15 protein-coding genes are annotated in these 14,631 nt (G+C 70.9%); 11 read left to right on the plus strand and 4 right to left on the minus strand.

Annotated elements, in window-relative coordinates:
* The first annotated feature begins 81 nt into the window (after positions 1-81).
* The 4 genes from OG714_RS41720 to OG714_RS41735 all read left to right on the plus strand — a co-directional run bounded on the left by OG714_RS41720 (position 82) and on the right by OG714_RS41735 (position 3,201).
* Positions 82-606, plus strand: a complete 525-nt coding sequence (locus OG714_RS41720; RefSeq protein ID WP_406128938.1) for a GNAT family N-acetyltransferase — start codon at positions 82-84, stop codon at positions 604-606.
* Between the two features lie 15 nt (positions 607-621).
* Positions 622-1,017 carry a hypothetical protein gene (locus OG714_RS41725; protein WP_406128940.1) on the plus strand — a complete coding sequence of 132 codons (396 nt, stop codon included), beginning with the start codon at positions 622-624 and terminating at the stop codon, positions 1,015-1,017.
* A 245-nt stretch (positions 1,018-1,262) separates the two neighbouring features.
* A complete protein-coding gene (locus tag OG714_RS41730; protein WP_406128941.1) occupies positions 1,263-2,738 on the plus strand; it encodes an amino acid permease in 1,476 nt (491 codons plus the stop codon).
* Positions 2,739-2,748: 10 nt separating this feature from the next.
* A complete protein-coding gene (locus OG714_RS41735) occupies positions 2,749-3,201 on the plus strand; it encodes an Lrp/AsnC family transcriptional regulator (RefSeq protein WP_019059706.1) in 453 nt (150 codons plus the stop codon).
* Positions 3,202-3,211: 10 nt separating this feature from the next.
* Here the strand turns inward: OG714_RS41735 and OG714_RS41740 are convergent, their stop codons facing one another.
* Positions 3,212-3,706 carry a hypothetical protein gene (locus OG714_RS41740; RefSeq protein ID WP_406128943.1) on the minus strand — a complete coding sequence of 165 codons (495 nt, stop codon included), beginning with the start codon at positions 3,704-3,706 and terminating at the stop codon, positions 3,212-3,214.
* 36 nt (positions 3,707-3,742) lie between these two features.
* Positions 3,743-4,483, minus strand: coding sequence for a GntR family transcriptional regulator (locus tag OG714_RS41745; protein ID WP_406128945.1), 741 nt, complete (start codon positions 4,481-4,483; stop codon positions 3,743-3,745).
* A gap of 212 nt (positions 4,484-4,695) precedes the next feature.
* On the opposite strand from OG714_RS41745, the gene OG714_RS41750 reads away from it, so the two are divergent.
* From OG714_RS41750 to OG714_RS41780, 7 genes are all read left to right on the plus strand, one after another.
* Positions 4,696-5,853: an ABC transporter substrate-binding protein gene (locus OG714_RS41750; RefSeq protein ID WP_406128947.1), complete on the plus strand. Its 1,158-nt coding sequence runs from the start codon at positions 4,696-4,698 to the stop codon at positions 5,851-5,853.
* Positions 5,850-6,749, plus strand: a complete 900-nt coding sequence (locus OG714_RS41755; RefSeq protein WP_406128948.1) for an ABC transporter permease — start codon at positions 5,850-5,852, stop codon at positions 6,747-6,749. The genes OG714_RS41750 and OG714_RS41755 overlap by 4 nt, the downstream gene beginning before the upstream one ends.
* Positions 6,734-7,552, plus strand: coding sequence for an ABC transporter permease (locus OG714_RS41760; RefSeq protein WP_019059701.1), 819 nt, complete (start codon positions 6,734-6,736; stop codon positions 7,550-7,552). The genes OG714_RS41755 and OG714_RS41760 overlap by 16 nt, the downstream gene beginning before the upstream one ends.
* A gap of 3 nt (positions 7,553-7,555) precedes the next feature.
* Positions 7,556-8,635 carry an ABC transporter ATP-binding protein gene (locus tag OG714_RS41765; protein ID WP_406128951.1) on the plus strand — a complete coding sequence of 360 codons (1,080 nt, stop codon included), beginning with the start codon at positions 7,556-7,558 and terminating at the stop codon, positions 8,633-8,635.
* Positions 8,636-8,677: 42 nt separating this feature from the next.
* Positions 8,678-10,156, plus strand: a complete 1,479-nt coding sequence (locus tag OG714_RS41770) for an HAD-IA family hydrolase (RefSeq protein ID WP_406128952.1) — start codon at positions 8,678-8,680, stop codon at positions 10,154-10,156.
* A 163-nt stretch (positions 10,157-10,319) separates the two neighbouring features.
* Entirely contained in the window at positions 10,320-11,108 is a 789-nt protein-coding gene (locus tag OG714_RS41775) for a carbon-nitrogen hydrolase family protein (RefSeq protein ID WP_406128954.1), read from the plus strand.
* A gap of 47 nt (positions 11,109-11,155) precedes the next feature.
* Complete coding sequence (locus OG714_RS41780; RefSeq protein ID WP_406128955.1) at positions 11,156-12,868, plus strand: flavin monoamine oxidase family protein; 1,713 nt, start codon at positions 11,156-11,158, stop codon at positions 12,866-12,868.
* A 37-nt stretch (positions 12,869-12,905) separates the two neighbouring features.
* On the opposite strand, the gene OG714_RS41785 is transcribed toward OG714_RS41780, so the two are convergent.
* Together OG714_RS41785 and OG714_RS41790 are read right to left on the minus strand one after the other, a co-directional pair.
* The gene (locus tag OG714_RS41785) at positions 12,906-13,835 is read right to left on the minus strand and encodes an LLM class F420-dependent oxidoreductase (RefSeq protein ID WP_406128956.1); all 930 of its coding nucleotides are present in this window, start codon (positions 13,833-13,835) and stop codon (positions 12,906-12,908) included.
* 94 nt (positions 13,836-13,929) lie between these two features.
* Positions 13,930-14,616 carry a DUF5995 family protein gene (locus tag OG714_RS41790; RefSeq protein WP_406128958.1) on the minus strand — a complete coding sequence of 229 codons (687 nt, stop codon included), beginning with the start codon at positions 14,614-14,616 and terminating at the stop codon, positions 13,930-13,932.
* Positions 14,617-14,631: the final 15 nt, after the last annotated feature.

A 14,631-nucleotide genomic window follows, 5' to 3' on the forward strand; every position in this document is an offset into this window, starting at 1 on the left:
CCCTTTCCTGCGGCCCCCGTTGTCCCGGCGTGCGGGATATTCAGGGGCCGTCGACGTGCTCCGGTGGCTACCGTCGGGCTCATGGAGATCGCTGTGTGCCGGGCCGCCGACGTGGCGTTGCTCGACCAGTACATCGGCTCGCCGGGGGCCGTCTCGACCCATGCCCGACGGTTCGCACGGCAAGGGGCGGGCGGGGGTGTCTATCTCGTCGCGTGGTTGGAAGACCGGCCCGTAGGGCACGCGGAGGTGATCTGGGACGGCTGCGCGGCCCCGGAGGTGCGGGCCGCCCTGCCCGGCTGTCCGGAACTCAACGGCCTCGCCGTCTGGCCCCCGCGGCTGCGCTCGCGCGGTATCGGCGGCGCGCTGATCCGGTGTGCCGAGGAACTGGCCCGGGAGCACGGCCGTACGGCCCTCGGCCTGGGCGTCGCGGCCGACAACCCGAGGGCAGCCGACCTCTACGCACGGCTCGGCTACCGGCGCCTGACGGACTACGTGGACCACTGGTCGTACGAGGACCACGACGGGGTCACCCGCGAGTGCGTCGACCCCTGCACCTTCCTCACCAAGGACCTTGCGTCAGGCACCCTTGACGTCAAGCAGCCCTGACGCGACGCTGCACCCATGACCACACCTCAGAGCATCGAACCCGAGCACACCCTCCTCACCGCCGTCGCCCGACTCGACCACCTCCGCACCCGCGAGTCCCTCGCCGGCTTCGGCAGCGACGCCGAGGCGCTCGACCGCACCGAGACGCTGGAACTGCTCGCCCTGAGCGAGGTCGTCGCCCGCAAGGCCGCCTACGGCCGTCAGCTCACCGTCCGCGCGGCCCGCGAGGCCGGTGCCTCCTGGACGCAGATCGGCGCCGCGCTGGGCATGAGCAAGCAGGCCGCGTGGGAGGCGCACACGCGCTGGATCGACGCCCAGGCGGAGGTGTTCGGGCAGCCCGGGCGGATGGGGTTCGACGAGGCTGACCTGGCCGCGGCACGGGCCCTCGCGGGGGAGCCGGACGAGGGCTGAACCGGACACTGACGCGAGCTGTGTCAGGCGTTGCGCAACGCCCCACACCCACCGCGCAACGAATCAACACCCGCGCCCCACGAACGCAACGATCTTGCGAAGACGCGCAAGGTTGCCGCATTACGGCCAGGACGCCCGGGCTCGTAGGGTCAAGCGCTGTACCCAGCGCGGCAGGACCCCCGCTCGGCGGGCCCCCATGCCGCCGGTCCCTGCCGCCATGCCCGGCAGCGACAAGGAGCCCCCGCGTGCTCGACCAAGGCGCACCCCCGCACCACCGCAGCCAGACCGACGAGCCGTCCCCGGGGCTCGGCGCGCGTCTGATGCGCCGCAAGCCCGTGGAACTCCTGGTCGCCGAGGGCGGCCAGGGCGAGGGCGGTTCGCTCCGGCGCTCGCTCGGGCTCTGGCAGCTGACGATGATCAGCATCGGCGCCACCCTCGGCACCGGCGTCTTCGTCGTCCTCGGCGAAGCCGTCCCCAAGGCCGGTCCCGCCGTCACCCTCTCCTTCGTGATCGCCGGCCTCACCGCCCTCTTCTCGGCCCTCTCCTACGCCGAACTCGCGGGCACGATCCCGGTCGCCGGTTCCTCGTACTCGTACGCCTACGCCACGATGGGCGAGCTGATCGCCTGGATCTGCGGCTGGTGCCTGGTCCTGGAGTACGGCGTCTCGGTCGCCGCCGTCGCCGTCGGCTGGGGCGAGTACCTCAACGAACTGCTCGACGGCACCATCGGCGTCACCATCCCCGACGCCCTGTCCGCCCCGCCCGGCGACGGCGGCATCTTCAACCTCCCGGCGCTGATCGTCGTACTCCTCGCGATGGCGTTCCTGCTCGGCGGCGCCAGGGAGTCCGCGCGCGCCAACACGGTCATGGTGTGCGTGAAGATCGCCGCGCTCGTGCTGTTCTGCGCGATCGGCGTCCAGGGCTTCCGGTCCGGCAACTACGACCACTTCATGCCGCTGGGCATGGCGGGCGTGAGCGCGGCCGGAGCGACGCTCTTCTTCTCGTACATCGGCTTCGACGCCGCCTCCACGGCCGGCGAGGAGGCGAAGAACGCCCAGCGCGACCTGCCCCGCGCGATCATGCTGTCCCTCGTCATCGTGACCGCGCTGTACGTCCTCGTCGCGGCCGTCGCCGTCGGCGCGAAGCCCTGGCGCCGCTTCAACGACTCCGAGGCCGCCCTCGCCCAGATCATGCGCGACGTCACCGGCCAGTCCTTCTGGGGCACCCTTCTCGCCGGCTGCGCGGTCGTCGCCATCGCGAGCGTCGTCCTGACCGTGCTCTACGGCCAGACCCGCATCCTCTTCGCGATGTCCCGGGATGGGCTGGTCCCCAAGGTGTTCGGCAAGGTCCACCCGAAGACCGGGGCGCCGCGCGCCAACGCCGTCATCGTGTCCCTGTTCTGCGGGGTCCTCGCGGCCGCCATCCCGCTGGGCCAGCTCGCGGACGCGACCAGCATCGGCACGCTGTTCGCCTTCGCGCTGGTCAACATCGCCGTCGTGGTGCTGCGCCGGACCCGCCCCGACATGTCCCGCACCTTCCGCGTCCCGCTGTCGCCGGTCCTGCCCGCCGTGGGTTTCGGGCTCTGCGTCTGGATGATGGGCAGCCTCTCGGCCGTCACCTGGGTGGTCTTCGGAATCTGGATGGCCGTCGGGCTCGTGTTCTACTTCGTATACGGCCACCGCCGCTCCCGACTGGCACCCACCGCACCACCCGAGAAGTGATCGATCCACCGTGCTGAACGAACTCGACGAACGCATCGTGCACGCCCTCGCCGAGGACGCCCGCCGCTCCTTCGCGGACATCGGGCAGCTCGTCGGCCTGTCCGCGCCCGCCGTGAAGCGGCGCGTGGACCGGCTGCGGGCGACCGGCGCCATCACCGGCTTCACCGTACGGGTGGACCCGTCGGCGCTCGGCTGGGAGACCGAGGGGTTCGTCGAGATCTACTGCCGGCACAACACCTCCCCGGACACCATCCGGCGGGGTCTGGAGCGCTACCAGGAGGTCGTGGCCGCTTCGACGGTCACGGGTGACGCGGACGCGGTCGTCCAGGTCTTCGCCGCCGACATGCGGCACTTCGAGCGGGTGCTGGAGCGGATCGCGGGGGAGCCGTTCGTGGAGCGCACGAAGTCGGTGCTGGTGCTGTCGCCGCTGCTCCGGCGTTTCTCGTCGGGCTCGCCGACCTGAGCCGCGGGGGCTACTCGGACCGGCGGCGGACCGACGACAGCAGCCGGCGTACGGCGATCACGTGCCCGCCGCTGGAGATGACGAGCCGCCGGTAGAGGCCCCCGGCCAGGCCGGGGAAGGCGGCCCGGGTCTCGGCCCGCAGCAGCGAGCGCCCCGGGCCGGTCCGCTCGACGTGGAAGATCAGGGCGTACGACGAGAAGCGGTGGCTGCCTTCGACGACCAGCTCGCGCCCCGGGACCGCCGAGGTCACGTGGAAACCGGCGAACGTCGAACCCTCGGCGAGGGGCCGGGGCCCGGAGGTCTCGCGGTCGGCGGCGCGGACGAGGTGTGCGTACAGGGTCGCCCGCGCGGAGGAGTGGCCCATCACCTGGCTCAGGCCGCGCCACACGGCGTCGGGCTCCGCCGCCACGACCGTGGTCTGTTCGCCGACACTGGGCAACGCGGTGATCTCCATCAGGACCTCCATGACGTAGGACCCGTCCCCCTCGCTACGACTGTCCCACATCGCGGCCGGAGGCTCTTGGCCCGGGGCCGGAGGCTGTCATTCCGCCGTCTTGCGTGCCAGCGCGTTGTTCCCTATCGAGTTGTGCACGCTGAAGCTCACCGCGTCCGAGCGGTAGCGGTCGTCCGACCACTCAACAGGCCGTCCCTCGCGGGTGGTTGTGACCCGGCGGACCCGCAGCAGCGGGCTGGTCCTGCGGATGCCCAGCAGCTCCGCGTCCTGCGCGCCCGCGGCGACCGCGTCGATGACGTGCTCGCCGTAGGCGAAGACCAACCCCGTGTCGTCGTACAGGCGTTGGGTCACCGACGGGCACTCCGGCTCGATCGCCTCGACGGCGGGGGAGATCCAGTCGGCGTACACCGTCCGCTCCAGGAGGACCGGCTCGCCGTCCAGGCCGCGGACCCGCAGGACGTGCAACACCGAGGTGCGCTCGGGGAGTTGGAGGCGTACGGCGTCCTCGGCAGTGGCCGGGCGGTACTCCTGCGTGACGACGTGTCCGGTCGCCTCGCGCTCCATCGCGCGGGCCCACTCGGCGAAGCTGCGCAGTTCCGCGAAGCTCTGGCTGCGCCGGCTGGCCAGGACCACCCGGCGGGCGCCCTGGCGGGAGCCGATCAGTCCTTCGGCGGTGAGGGCGGCGACGGCCTGGCGGACCGTGCCGCGCGAGACGCCGTACTGCGCCGCGAGGTCCGTCTCCGCGGGCAGCAGGCTGCCGACTGTGTACTCCTCGCGGTCGATGGCCTGGCGCAGCTCGTCGGCGATCTCCTCGTGTCGCGCCGTCATGCTTCCCCTCCGAGTTGGCCACTGTGCACAGCGTGAGCAGCGTAGTCGAGTTCCTTTGGTGATCCGTGTCAGCCAGGAGTGTGCAGTGAATAAGGGGTCACGGTTTCGCCAATGTTTACGAACAAGACACCATCGACGGGCGTACTGAGGCCAACTTGTTCAGACAAGTTCTCCGCTCCGCTCAAACCGTCGTGCGCACCCCTGGAGAGACCGTGACCGTGTCCCCGCCGAGAAACGCCGTCCTGGGTGGTTCCCTCGCCGTCGTCGCCGCGCTTGCCCTCAGCGCCTGCGGCGCCGCTCCCACCAACTCGTCGACCACCGCCGACGGCAAGAACGCCGCCACCGCCACCTCCGTCGCCGACTTCGGCGGCATGGCCGCCCTGGTGAAGGCGGCCAAGAAGGAGGGCACGCTGCACGCCATCGCGCTGCCCCGCGACTGGGCCAACTACGGTGCCCTCATCGACGGCTTCACCAAGAAGTACGGCATCAAGATCACGGACGAGAACCCGGACGGCTCCAGCCAGGACGAGATCAACGCCGTGACCTCCCGCAAGGGCCAGGACCGTGCGCCCGACGTCCTCGACCTCGGCTCCTCCTTCGCGCTGAGCGCCGCCCAGCAGGGCCTGCTCGCGCCGTACAAGGTCGCCTCCTTCGACCAGATCCCCGCCGGCCAGAAGGACCCGAAGGGGCAGTGGTTCAACGACTACGGCGGCTACATCTCCATCGGCTGCGACGCGAAGCGTGTGAAGACCTGTCCGACCACGTTCGCCGATCTGCTGAAGCCGCAGTACAAGGGCCAGGTCGCGCTCAACGGCAACCCCACCAAGTCGGGTTCGGCGTTCGGCGGCGTGTACGCGGCGGCGCTCGCCAACAAGGGCTCCTTCGACGACATCCAGCCCGGCCTGGACTTCTTCGCCAAGCTGAAGAAGAACGGCAACTACACGCCCGTCGAGTCGACCCCGGCCACCGTCGAGAAGGGCGAGACGCCCATCTCCATCGACTGGGACTACCTCAACGCCGGTTACGCCGACGAGTTCAAGTCCAAGGGCGTCGACTGGAAGGTCTCCATCCCGAGCGACGGCCAGTACGCCCAGTACTACTCGCAGGCCATCAACAAGGACGCCCCGCACCCGGCGGCCGCCCGCCTGTGGCAGGAGTACCTGTACAGCGCCGAGGGCCAGAACCTGTGGCTCAAGGGGTACGCGCGTCCCGCGCTGATGACCTCCATGGAGGCGGCCGGCACGCTCGACAAGACCGCCGCCGCCAAGCTCCCGCAGGTCACCGGCGCGCCGTCCTTCCCGACCGAGGCCCAGCAGAGCAAGGCCAAGACGGTCATCGCACAGGGCTGGGCGAAGGCCGTCTCCGGATGACGGCCACGCTCACGCGGGCCGACGTGGGTGCCGCCGCTTCCGTGAAGCGGCGGCGCCGCGTCCCCAGCTGGATCGCCGTGGTCCCGCTGCTCGTGTTCGTCGCGGTCGCCTTCGGGGTGCCCGCCATCGCGATGCTGAACGGCGCCTTCACCGTCAAGAACCAGACGACGGGCGCCACTTCGTACAGCACCGCCAACCTCACCGACTCGCTCCAGGGCGCCTACTTCACCGCGCTGGTCGGCAGCGTCAAGCTGTCCGCCCTCGCGGGCGCCCTCGGCACCCTGCTCGGGCTGCCGCTCGCGCAGGTCGTCGTCACCTCCCGCTTCCGCGCGCTGCGCGAGGCCGTGCTCACCGCGTCCGGTGTGCTCGCCAACTTCGGCGGTGTCCCGCTGGCCTTCGCGTTCGTCGCCACGCTGGGCAACGCCGGTGTGCTGACGACCCACTTGGGCCTGAAGGACAAGGGCTGGGACCTGTACAGCTTCTGGGGCCTGGTCCTCGTCTACCTGTACTTCCTCATCCCGCTGATGGTCCTCACCATCACCCCGGCCCTGGAGGGCCTGCGCACCCAGTGGCGCGAGGCCGCCCAGAACAACGGCGCCACCGGCGTGCAGTACTGGCGGCACGTCGCCCTGCCGGTCCTCGCGCCGTCCCTGCTCGGCGGGTTCGTGCTGCTCTTCGGCAGCGCCTTCGCCGCGTACGCCACCGCCGCGGCCATGGTGGGCAGTTCGGTCCCGCTGGTCACCCTCCAGATAGCCGACGCGATCTCCGGCAACGTGCTGGTCGGCCAGGAGAACGTGGCCCTCGCCCTCAGCCTCGACATGGTCCTGGTCGCGGGCCTGGTCATGGCCGTGTACCTGCCCCTGCAACGACGGAGCGCGCGATGGCTGGACGCCTGAACCTCTGGCGGTGGGTCGTCCTCGGCCTCGCCGCCCTGTACTTCCTGGTCCCGCTCGCCGCGTCCGTGGTCTTCACGGTCGACGTGCCCGGCGAGGGCGTCACCTTCGACGCCTACACCCAGATCGTCTCCGCCGACGGCTTCACCTCCAGCCTGGTGCTCTCGCTGGAACTCGCCGCCGCCACCATCGCCGTCGTCCTGCTCCTGATGGTGCCCGCCATGGTCGCGCTACGGCTCGGCGCGCCCCGGCTGCGCCCGGTCGTCGAGGTGATCTGCTCGCTGCCGCTGGTGGTGCCGCCGATCGCGTTCGTCGCCGGTATCGCCACCGTCCTGAAGTGGGGCCCCGACTACCTCTCGCGGACCCCGCTGTTCCAGACCTTCGTGGCCATCCAGAACCCGAGCTTCCCGTTCATCCTCGTCCTCGCCTACGTCGTGATGGCGCTGCCGTTCGTGTACCGGGCGCTGGACTCCGGGCTGCGCGCCATCGACGTGAAGACCCTCGTCGAGGCCGCCCGCAGCTGCGGCGCGAACTGGCCGCAGGCGCTGGTGCGGACCGTACTGCCCAATCTGCGCGGGGCGTTGCTCAACGCGTCCTTCCTCACGCTGGCGCTGGTGCTCGGCGAGTTCACCGTGGCCCAACTCCTGGGCTTCCAGCCCTTCGCCGTGTGGATCTACAGCGTCGGCGGGTCCAACGCCCAGCTCTCCGTCGCCGTCTCCGTGCTCAGCCTGGTCGTCACCTGGGCACTCCTCCTCACGCTCGCCGGTGTCGGCGGGCGCGACAAAACCGCTTCGTCCCGGGGATGAACCATGACCGCCACCACGCTTGAGAAGACCGCCACGGAGAACGCCGCCACCGTCGAATTCCGGGGCCTGCGCCGGGAGTTCGGCCCGACGATCGCGCTCGACGGACTCGACCTGACCGTCCGCCCCGGCGAGTTCCTGGCCCTGCTCGGCCCCTCCGGCTGCGGCAAGACCACCGCGCTGCGCATGCTCGCCGGGTTCGAACACCCCACCTCCGGCGAGGTGTTGGTGGACGGCAAGGACGTCACCCACGTCCCCGCCCATCGCCGCGACGCCGGGATGGTCTTCCAGTCGTACAGCCTCTTCCCGCATCTCAACGCGCTCGACAACGTCGCCTTCGGCCTGCGCATGCGCAAGGTGAACAAGGCCGAACGGCGGTTCCGCGCCAACGAGTTGCTCCACCTTGTCGGGCTCGGCGACAAGGGCGAGAGCTTCCCGCACCAGCTTTCCGGCGGCCAGCAGCAGCGCGTCGCCCTGGCCCGCGCGCTCGCCCTCCAGCCGCGCGTCCTGCTCCTCGACGAACCGCTCTCGGCGCTCGACGCCAAGGTGCGGCTGTCCCTGCGCGAGGAGATCCGCCGCCTCCAGCAGGAACTCGGCATCACCACCCTCTTCGTGACACACGATCAGGAAGAGGCGCTGTCCATCGCCGACCGGGTCGCCGTGATGCGTGCCGGAAAGCTCGAACAGTGCGCCGCACCGGCCGAGTTGTACGGCCGGCCCGCGACCGCCTTCGTCGCCGAGTTCGTCGGCACGATGAGCCGCCTCCCGGGGCAGCTCGCGGACGGGGTCGTGGAGGTGCTCGGCCAGCGGCTGCCCGTCGACGGCGAGGCACCGGCAGGACCCGAGGTCGACGTGCTCGTACGGCCCGAGGCGATCGACGTGCACGCCGACGAGGCCGGAGACGCGCGGGTCGTCGGCACCGCGTTCCTCGGCGCGGTCGTCCGCGTCAGCGTGCTGCTCGGCGACGGCACCGAGGTCAAGGCCGACCTGCCCACGCACGAGGCCACCACCCTGGGCGCCGGAGTCGCCGTACGCGTGTCGCTGCCGGAGCGGCCGGTCCTCGTGGCAGAGCGCGTCAACCCGTAGGGCCCACCGGCCCGTAGTGAACCCGCAGTGAAAGAGAGAAACGTGACCCCCCACGCCCAACTCCCGCTCCAGGCCGTCCTGTTCGACATGGACGGAACGCTCGTCGACACCGAGCGGCTGTGGTGGGATGCGGTGGAGCAGGTCGCGGGCAGAACCCTGACGGACGCGGACCAGCCGGAGGTGCTCGGCCGCCCGGTCGAGCACACCGCCGACTGGCTCGCCCGGACCATGGGCGCCCCGGCGGCGGGCCTCGCGGCCGCCCTGCACCGGGAGTTCGCCACCCGCGTCCGCACCGGCATCGTGCCCCGCCCCGGCGCGCTCGACCTGCTCGACGCCCTCGCCCGCGACGGCGTCCCCACGGCGCTCGTCACCGCGTCCCCCCGCGCGGTCGCCGACACCGTCCTCGACGCCCTCGGCGCGAGCCGCTTCGCGGTCTCCGTCACCGCCGACGACACCGGGCCCACCAAGCCCGCCCCCGACCCCTACCTCGCCGCCTGCCGTGCCCTCGGCGTCGACCCGGCGGCCTGCGTGGCCGTCGAGGACACCCAGACCGGCGTCACCTCCGCCGAGGCGGCCGGCTGCGCGGTCCTCGCCGTACCGTCGCTGGCACCGATCGACGCGGCACCCGGCCGGACCGTACGGGACAGTCTCGTCGGGGTCACCCCGGCGGCCCTGCGCGCGATGGTGACGCACGAAACCCCTTACGAACTACGCGTGTTGACCTGGAATCTCTGGCTCGGCGGCAGCAAGGTCGACGACCACCGGGCCAAGCAGCTCAAGGCCATCACGGAGACCGGCGCCGATGCGGTCGGCCTCCAGGAGACCGGCGGCACGGCGGCCGAGGAGCTGGCCGAGGCGCTCGGCTGGCACCACCACCGGGCCGGCGAGAACCTCGGCGTGATCAGCCGCCACCCGATCACGGCCCGCTTCGGCGACCCGGACGTCGGCTTCTACGGAGCGGCCGGCGTACGGATCGCCGTATCCGAGGGCCGCGCGGTCGACCTGTGGACCTGCCACCTCGACTACACGCCCTACGGCCCCTACGAGTCCGCCTTCGACGGGCTCCCGGCCGCCGAGCTGATCGCCCACGAGGAGGTACGGCTCGCCCAGATGCGGGACACCCTGGACCGGATCGCGGCGGTGGCCGAGGACGCCGTCCCCGTCGTCCTGGTCGGCGATTTCAACAGCCCCTCACACCTGGACCGGCCGGACGTGGAATGGCCGGTGACCAAGGCGGCGGCGGACGCGGGCCTGCGCGACAGCTACCGGGAGGCCCACCCGGACCCGGCCGCCGACCCCGGCCACACCTGGTCGCCGATCCACCCCGTCCACGAGGACGGCAGCGGGCGCCCCGAGCCGCAGGACCGCATCGACTACGTCCTGCACCGGGGCCTGACCGTGCTCGACTCCCGCACCTTCGTCGTCGGCACCCCGAGCCCCTGGCCGGACGTGTCCGCCAACTGCTGGCCCTCGGACCACGCGGCCGTCCTCACGGTCTTCGCCGTGCCCCGCGCGTCCTGAGACAGGGGGCGCAACGAATCGCCGCCGCACCCCTCCCGCACGCAACAAACCGCTCACCGGCGCGCAACAGCTCCTTCTTGTCCGGCCCAGTCCCTCGGCCGTACCGTCTAGGTGGGCCCCGATTGGTGGCTCTTCGACCTTTTCGTACCGGTGAGGAACACGCATGCGCACCGCTCTGCTCCAGAGCTCCGGCCGCCCCGGCTCCGTCGTCGAGAACCTCAAGGTCCTCGACGAGGCCGCGGGCCGGGCCGCGGCCGGCGGTGCCGGGCTGCTCGCCGCGCCGGAGATGTTCCTCACCGGATACGCGATCGGCGACGACATCGGCCGCCTCGCCGAACCCGCCGACGGCGACTCCGCCGACACGATCGCCGAGATCGCCGGCCGCCACGGCCTCGCGATCGCCTACGGCTACCCGGAGCACGCCGGCGACAGCGTGTACAACGCGGCCCAGCTGATCTCCGCCGACGGCACCCGCCTCGCCAACTACCGCAAGACCCACCTCTTCGGCGACTTCGAGCGCGCCCACTTCACGCCGGGCGAACAGCCGGTCGTCCAGGCCGAGTTGAACGGCCTGACCGTCGGCCTGATGATCTGCTACGACGTCGAGTTCCCGGAGCCCGTCCGCGCCCACGCCCTCGCCGGCACCGACCTGCTCCTCGTCCCGACGGCGAACATGCACCCGTTCCAGTTCGTCGCCGAGGCCCTGGTCCCGGTGCGGGCCTGGGAGAACCAGATGTACGTGGCGTACATCAACCGGATCGGCCAGGAAGGGGAGTTCGACTTCTACGGCCTCTCCACGCTCGCCGGACCCGACGGAGTCGCCCGCACCCGAGCCGGCCGCGGCGAGGAACTCCTCCTCACGGACGTCGACTCCGAGTTGCTCGCCAACTCCCGCGCGGCGAACCCGTATCTGAACGACCGCCGACCCGGCCTCTACGGGTCGCTCGCCTGAATCCCCCCTGCGTTTCCCGTACTTGTTCTGCAAGGAGTCCGTACCCCATGACGTCCACGGTGCCCAACGCCGTCCAGCACGCCGACGAGCGGCAGCCGCCGATCACCATGTTCGGGCCGGACTTCCCGTACGCGTACGACGACTTCCTCGCCCACCCGGCGGGCCTCGGCCAGATACCCGCGACCGAGCACGGCACCGAAGTCGCGGTGATCGGCGGCGGGTTGTCAGGCATCGTGGCCGCCTACGAGCTGATGAAGATGGGCCTCAAGCCCGTCGTCTACGAGGCCGACCAGATCGGCGGACGGTTGCGGACCGTCGGCTTCGAGGGCTGCGACCCGTCCCTCACCGCCGAGATGGGCGCGATGCGCTTCCCGCCCTCCTCCACCGCCCTCCAGCACTACATCGACCTGGTGGGCCTTGAGACCCGGCCGTTCCCCAACCCCCTGGCGGAGGCGACCCCTTCGACCGTCGTCGACCTCAAGGGCGAGTCCCACTACGCGACCACCGTCGACGACCTCCCGCAGGTCTACCGCGACGTGATGCACGCCTGGAACGCCTGCCTCGAAGAAGGCGCCGACTTCTCCGACATGAACCGCGCCATGCGCGAACGCGACGTCCCGCGCATCCGCGAGATCTGGTCGAAGCTCGTCGAGAAACTCGACAACCAGACCTTCTACGGCTTCCTCTGCGACTCCGAGTCCTTCAAGTCCTTCCGGCACCGCGAGATCTTCGGCCAGGTCGGCTTCGGCACCGGCGGCTGGGACACCGACTTCCCCAACTCGATCCTCGAAATCCTGCGCGTCGTCTACACCGAGGCCGACGACCACCACCGCGGCATCGTCGGCGGCTCCCAGCAACTCCCGCTCCGCCTCTGGGACCGCGAGCCGCAGAAGATCGTCCACTGGCCCTACGGCACCTCGCTGGCATCCCTGCACGTGGGCGGCGAACCCCGCCCCGCCGTGACCCGCCTGCACCGCACGGCCGGCAACGGGATCACGGTGACGGACGCGAACGGCGACATCCGCACCTACCAGGCCGCGATCTTCACCGCCCAGTCCTGGATGCTGCTCTCGAAGATCGCCTGCGACGACTCGCTCTTCCCGATCGACCACTGGACGGCGATCGAGCGCACCCACTACATGGAGTCCTCGAAGCTCTTCGTCCCCGTGGACCGCCCGTTCTGGCTCGACAAGGCCGTCGACGACAGGGGAAATCCGACCGGCCGGGACGTCATGTCGATGACCCTCACCGACCGTATGACGCGCGGGACTTATCTCCTCGACGACGGCCCGGACAAGCCCGCCGTCATCTGCCTCTCGTACACCTGGTGCGACGACAGTCTCAAGTGGCTGCCGCTGTCCGCGAACGAGCGGATGGAGGTCATGCTGAAGTCGCTCGGCGAGATCTATCCGAAGGTCGACATCAGGAAGCACGTCATCGGCAACCCGGTGACCGTCTCCTGGGAGAACGAGCCCTATTTCATGGGCGCGTTCAAGGCCAACCTGCCCGGCCACTACCGCTACCAGCGGCGCCTGTTCACCCACTTCATGCAGGATCGGCTGCCCGAGGACAAGCGGGGCGTCTTCCTCGCCGGCGACGACATCTCCTGGACGGCCGGCTGGGCCGAGGGCGCCGTCCAGACCGCGCTGAACGCGGTCTGGGGCGTCATGCACCAACTGGGCGGCACGACCGACCCGACGAACCCCGGACCGGGGGACGTCTACGACGCGATCGCACCGGTCGAACTCCCGGAGGACTGACGGGAGTTCAGCTGACCGACGGTGAGTCGACCGGGGTTCAGACCCCGGCCGCCCGCGCCTTCTCGTAGACCTCCGCGGCGACCTCCTTGAGTTCCTGGGCGTCCCGAGGCGTGGTCTGGAGGTCGATCAGGATCTCCTCCAGGCCGACCGCCGCGTGGGCCACGAGGTCCTCGACGATCTGGTCGGCGCTGCCCTGGAAGGGCTGGCGGTCGGGTCCGTCGTAGGGCTTCGCCGTGTACACGGTGTTGACCCGCACTACCGTCTGGATGGGTTCGGTGCGCCCTCGTTCGGCCGCCAGGTCCTGCAACTCCCGCCACTGGGCGGCCAGTTGCTCGGCGCCCATGCCTACCGGCAGCCAGCCGTCGGCGTGGTCGACCAGTCGCCGCTGGGCCTTCTTGTTGCCCGCGGCCAGCATGATCGGGATCGGCCGGGCGGGTTTGGGACCGACCACGGCGGAGGCGATCTTCGTCAACTGCCCGTCGTACGTCACCGGGTCGGGACCCCAGACCGCCCGGCACACCTCTATCAGCTCGTCGAGGACCTTGCCGCGCTCCGCGAACGGCCGGATACCGGCGGCCGCGTACTCGTCGAGCGACCAGCCGGTGCCCAGGCCCGCGATCACCCGGCCGCCGCTCGCGGCGTCCAACGAGGCCAGGGACTTGGCCAGTTGGAAGGGTGTGTGCAGCGGTGCCACCAGCACGCTGCTGCCCAGCCGCGCCCGCTCGGTGACCGCGGCGGCGAGGGTGAGGGTGACCAGGGGCTCGGCCACGTTCCGGTACGCGTCCGGCCAGGGGAGGCCCTCGATGCCGTACAGGCCCTGGGTGGCGGGCTCCGGGAAGAGGGCCCGCTCGAAGACCCACAGGCTCTCGTAGCCGATCTCCTCGGCGGCGCGGGCCACGTCGGGAACGTCCGTGCCGATGGTGTACTGGTGCATCTGGGGAAGGCCGAGGCCGAGGCGAGTCGTCATACCGTTGCTCCTTCGCATTGGGGTGCGTGCGTCAACGTAGGGCGATCACCGGGGGATTCCGAAGCGGCTCGCGCGTCGACCGGATCAGGCCACCTCAGTCGGGCAGCGGCGTGAGCATCATGCGGCCCGCCAGACCCACCGCCGCGTCCAGCCGTTCGGTGAACTCCTCGGCCACATCGGGCAGTCCACGCAGCGCCCACAGTGCCCGCGCCGCCGTCCAGGTGGCCTCCCGGGCGCGCTCCAGACTCCACGAGCCGAGCAGATGCGTGAGCGGATCGGCGATCTGGAACAGGTCGGGCCCCGGCATCAGCTCCTCGCGGATGCGCTCCTCCAGCGACACGAGGAGATCGCCCACGCGGTCGAACTCGTCCTCCAGCTCGGCCGGTTCGCAGTCGAGCGTACGACAGGCGTCCACGACGGCGAGCGCGAGATCGTGGCCGATGTGCGCGTTGATGCCGGACAAGGCGAACTGCAGCGGACGTACGCCGGGATGGCGGCGCAGCTGGAACAGTGGCCGCCAACAGGCGGGCGGGCGGCGCCCGTTGGCCGCCGTGTCCACGGCCGCCAGGTACCGCTCCGCGAACCGTACGTCCAGCGTGATCGCGGCCCGTGCGTCGGCGAACCGTCCGGTGTCGACGCTCCGGTCGACCGCCTCGGTGACGGCGAGGTAGACGCGGTTGAACACCGCGATCCCGTCCCGGGCCGGCAGTTCCTCGTCGAGCGCGCGCAGCCGGGAGACGACCTTGTCCACGGGTGTGGTGAAGTGTGCCAATTGCCCCATGGGGGCAGCGTCCCA

The organism is Streptomyces sp. NBC_00989 (genome assembly GCF_045162655.1).
Lineage (GTDB): Bacteria > Actinomycetota > Actinomycetes > Streptomycetales > Streptomycetaceae > Streptomyces.

What these genes read in the sequence shown, in the direction of transcription:
- OG714_RS41720 (WP_406128938.1), top strand. Translation starts at nt 82, where the DNA reads ATGGAGATCGCTGTGTGCCGGGCCGCCGACGTGGCGTTGCTCGACCAG.
- OG714_RS41725 (WP_406128940.1), top strand. Translation starts at nt 622, where the DNA reads ATGACCACACCTCAGAGCATCGAACCCGAGCACACCCTCCTCACCGCC.
- OG714_RS41740 (WP_406128943.1), bottom strand. Translation starts at nt 3,706, where the DNA reads ATGTGGGACAGTCGTAGCGAGGGGGACGGGTCCTACGTCATGGAGGTC.
- OG714_RS41745 (WP_406128945.1), bottom strand. Translation starts at nt 4,483, where the DNA reads ATGACGGCGCGACACGAGGAGATCGCCGACGAGCTGCGCCAGGCCATC.
- OG714_RS41755 (WP_406128948.1), top strand. Translation starts at nt 5,850, where the DNA reads ATGACGGCCACGCTCACGCGGGCCGACGTGGGTGCCGCCGCTTCCGTG.
- OG714_RS41760 (WP_019059701.1), top strand. Translation starts at nt 6,734, where the DNA reads ATGGCTGGACGCCTGAACCTCTGGCGGTGGGTCGTCCTCGGCCTCGCC.
- OG714_RS41765 (WP_406128951.1), top strand. Translation starts at nt 7,556, where the DNA reads ATGACCGCCACCACGCTTGAGAAGACCGCCACGGAGAACGCCGCCACC.
- OG714_RS41775 (WP_406128954.1), top strand. Translation starts at nt 10,320, where the DNA reads ATGCGCACCGCTCTGCTCCAGAGCTCCGGCCGCCCCGGCTCCGTCGTC.
- OG714_RS41780 (WP_406128955.1), top strand. Translation starts at nt 11,156, where the DNA reads ATGACGTCCACGGTGCCCAACGCCGTCCAGCACGCCGACGAGCGGCAG.
- OG714_RS41785 (WP_406128956.1), bottom strand. Translation starts at nt 13,835, where the DNA reads ATGACGACTCGCCTCGGCCTCGGCCTTCCCCAGATGCACCAGTACACC.
- OG714_RS41790 (WP_406128958.1), bottom strand. Translation starts at nt 14,616, where the DNA reads ATGGGGCAATTGGCACACTTCACCACACCCGTGGACAAGGTCGTCTCC.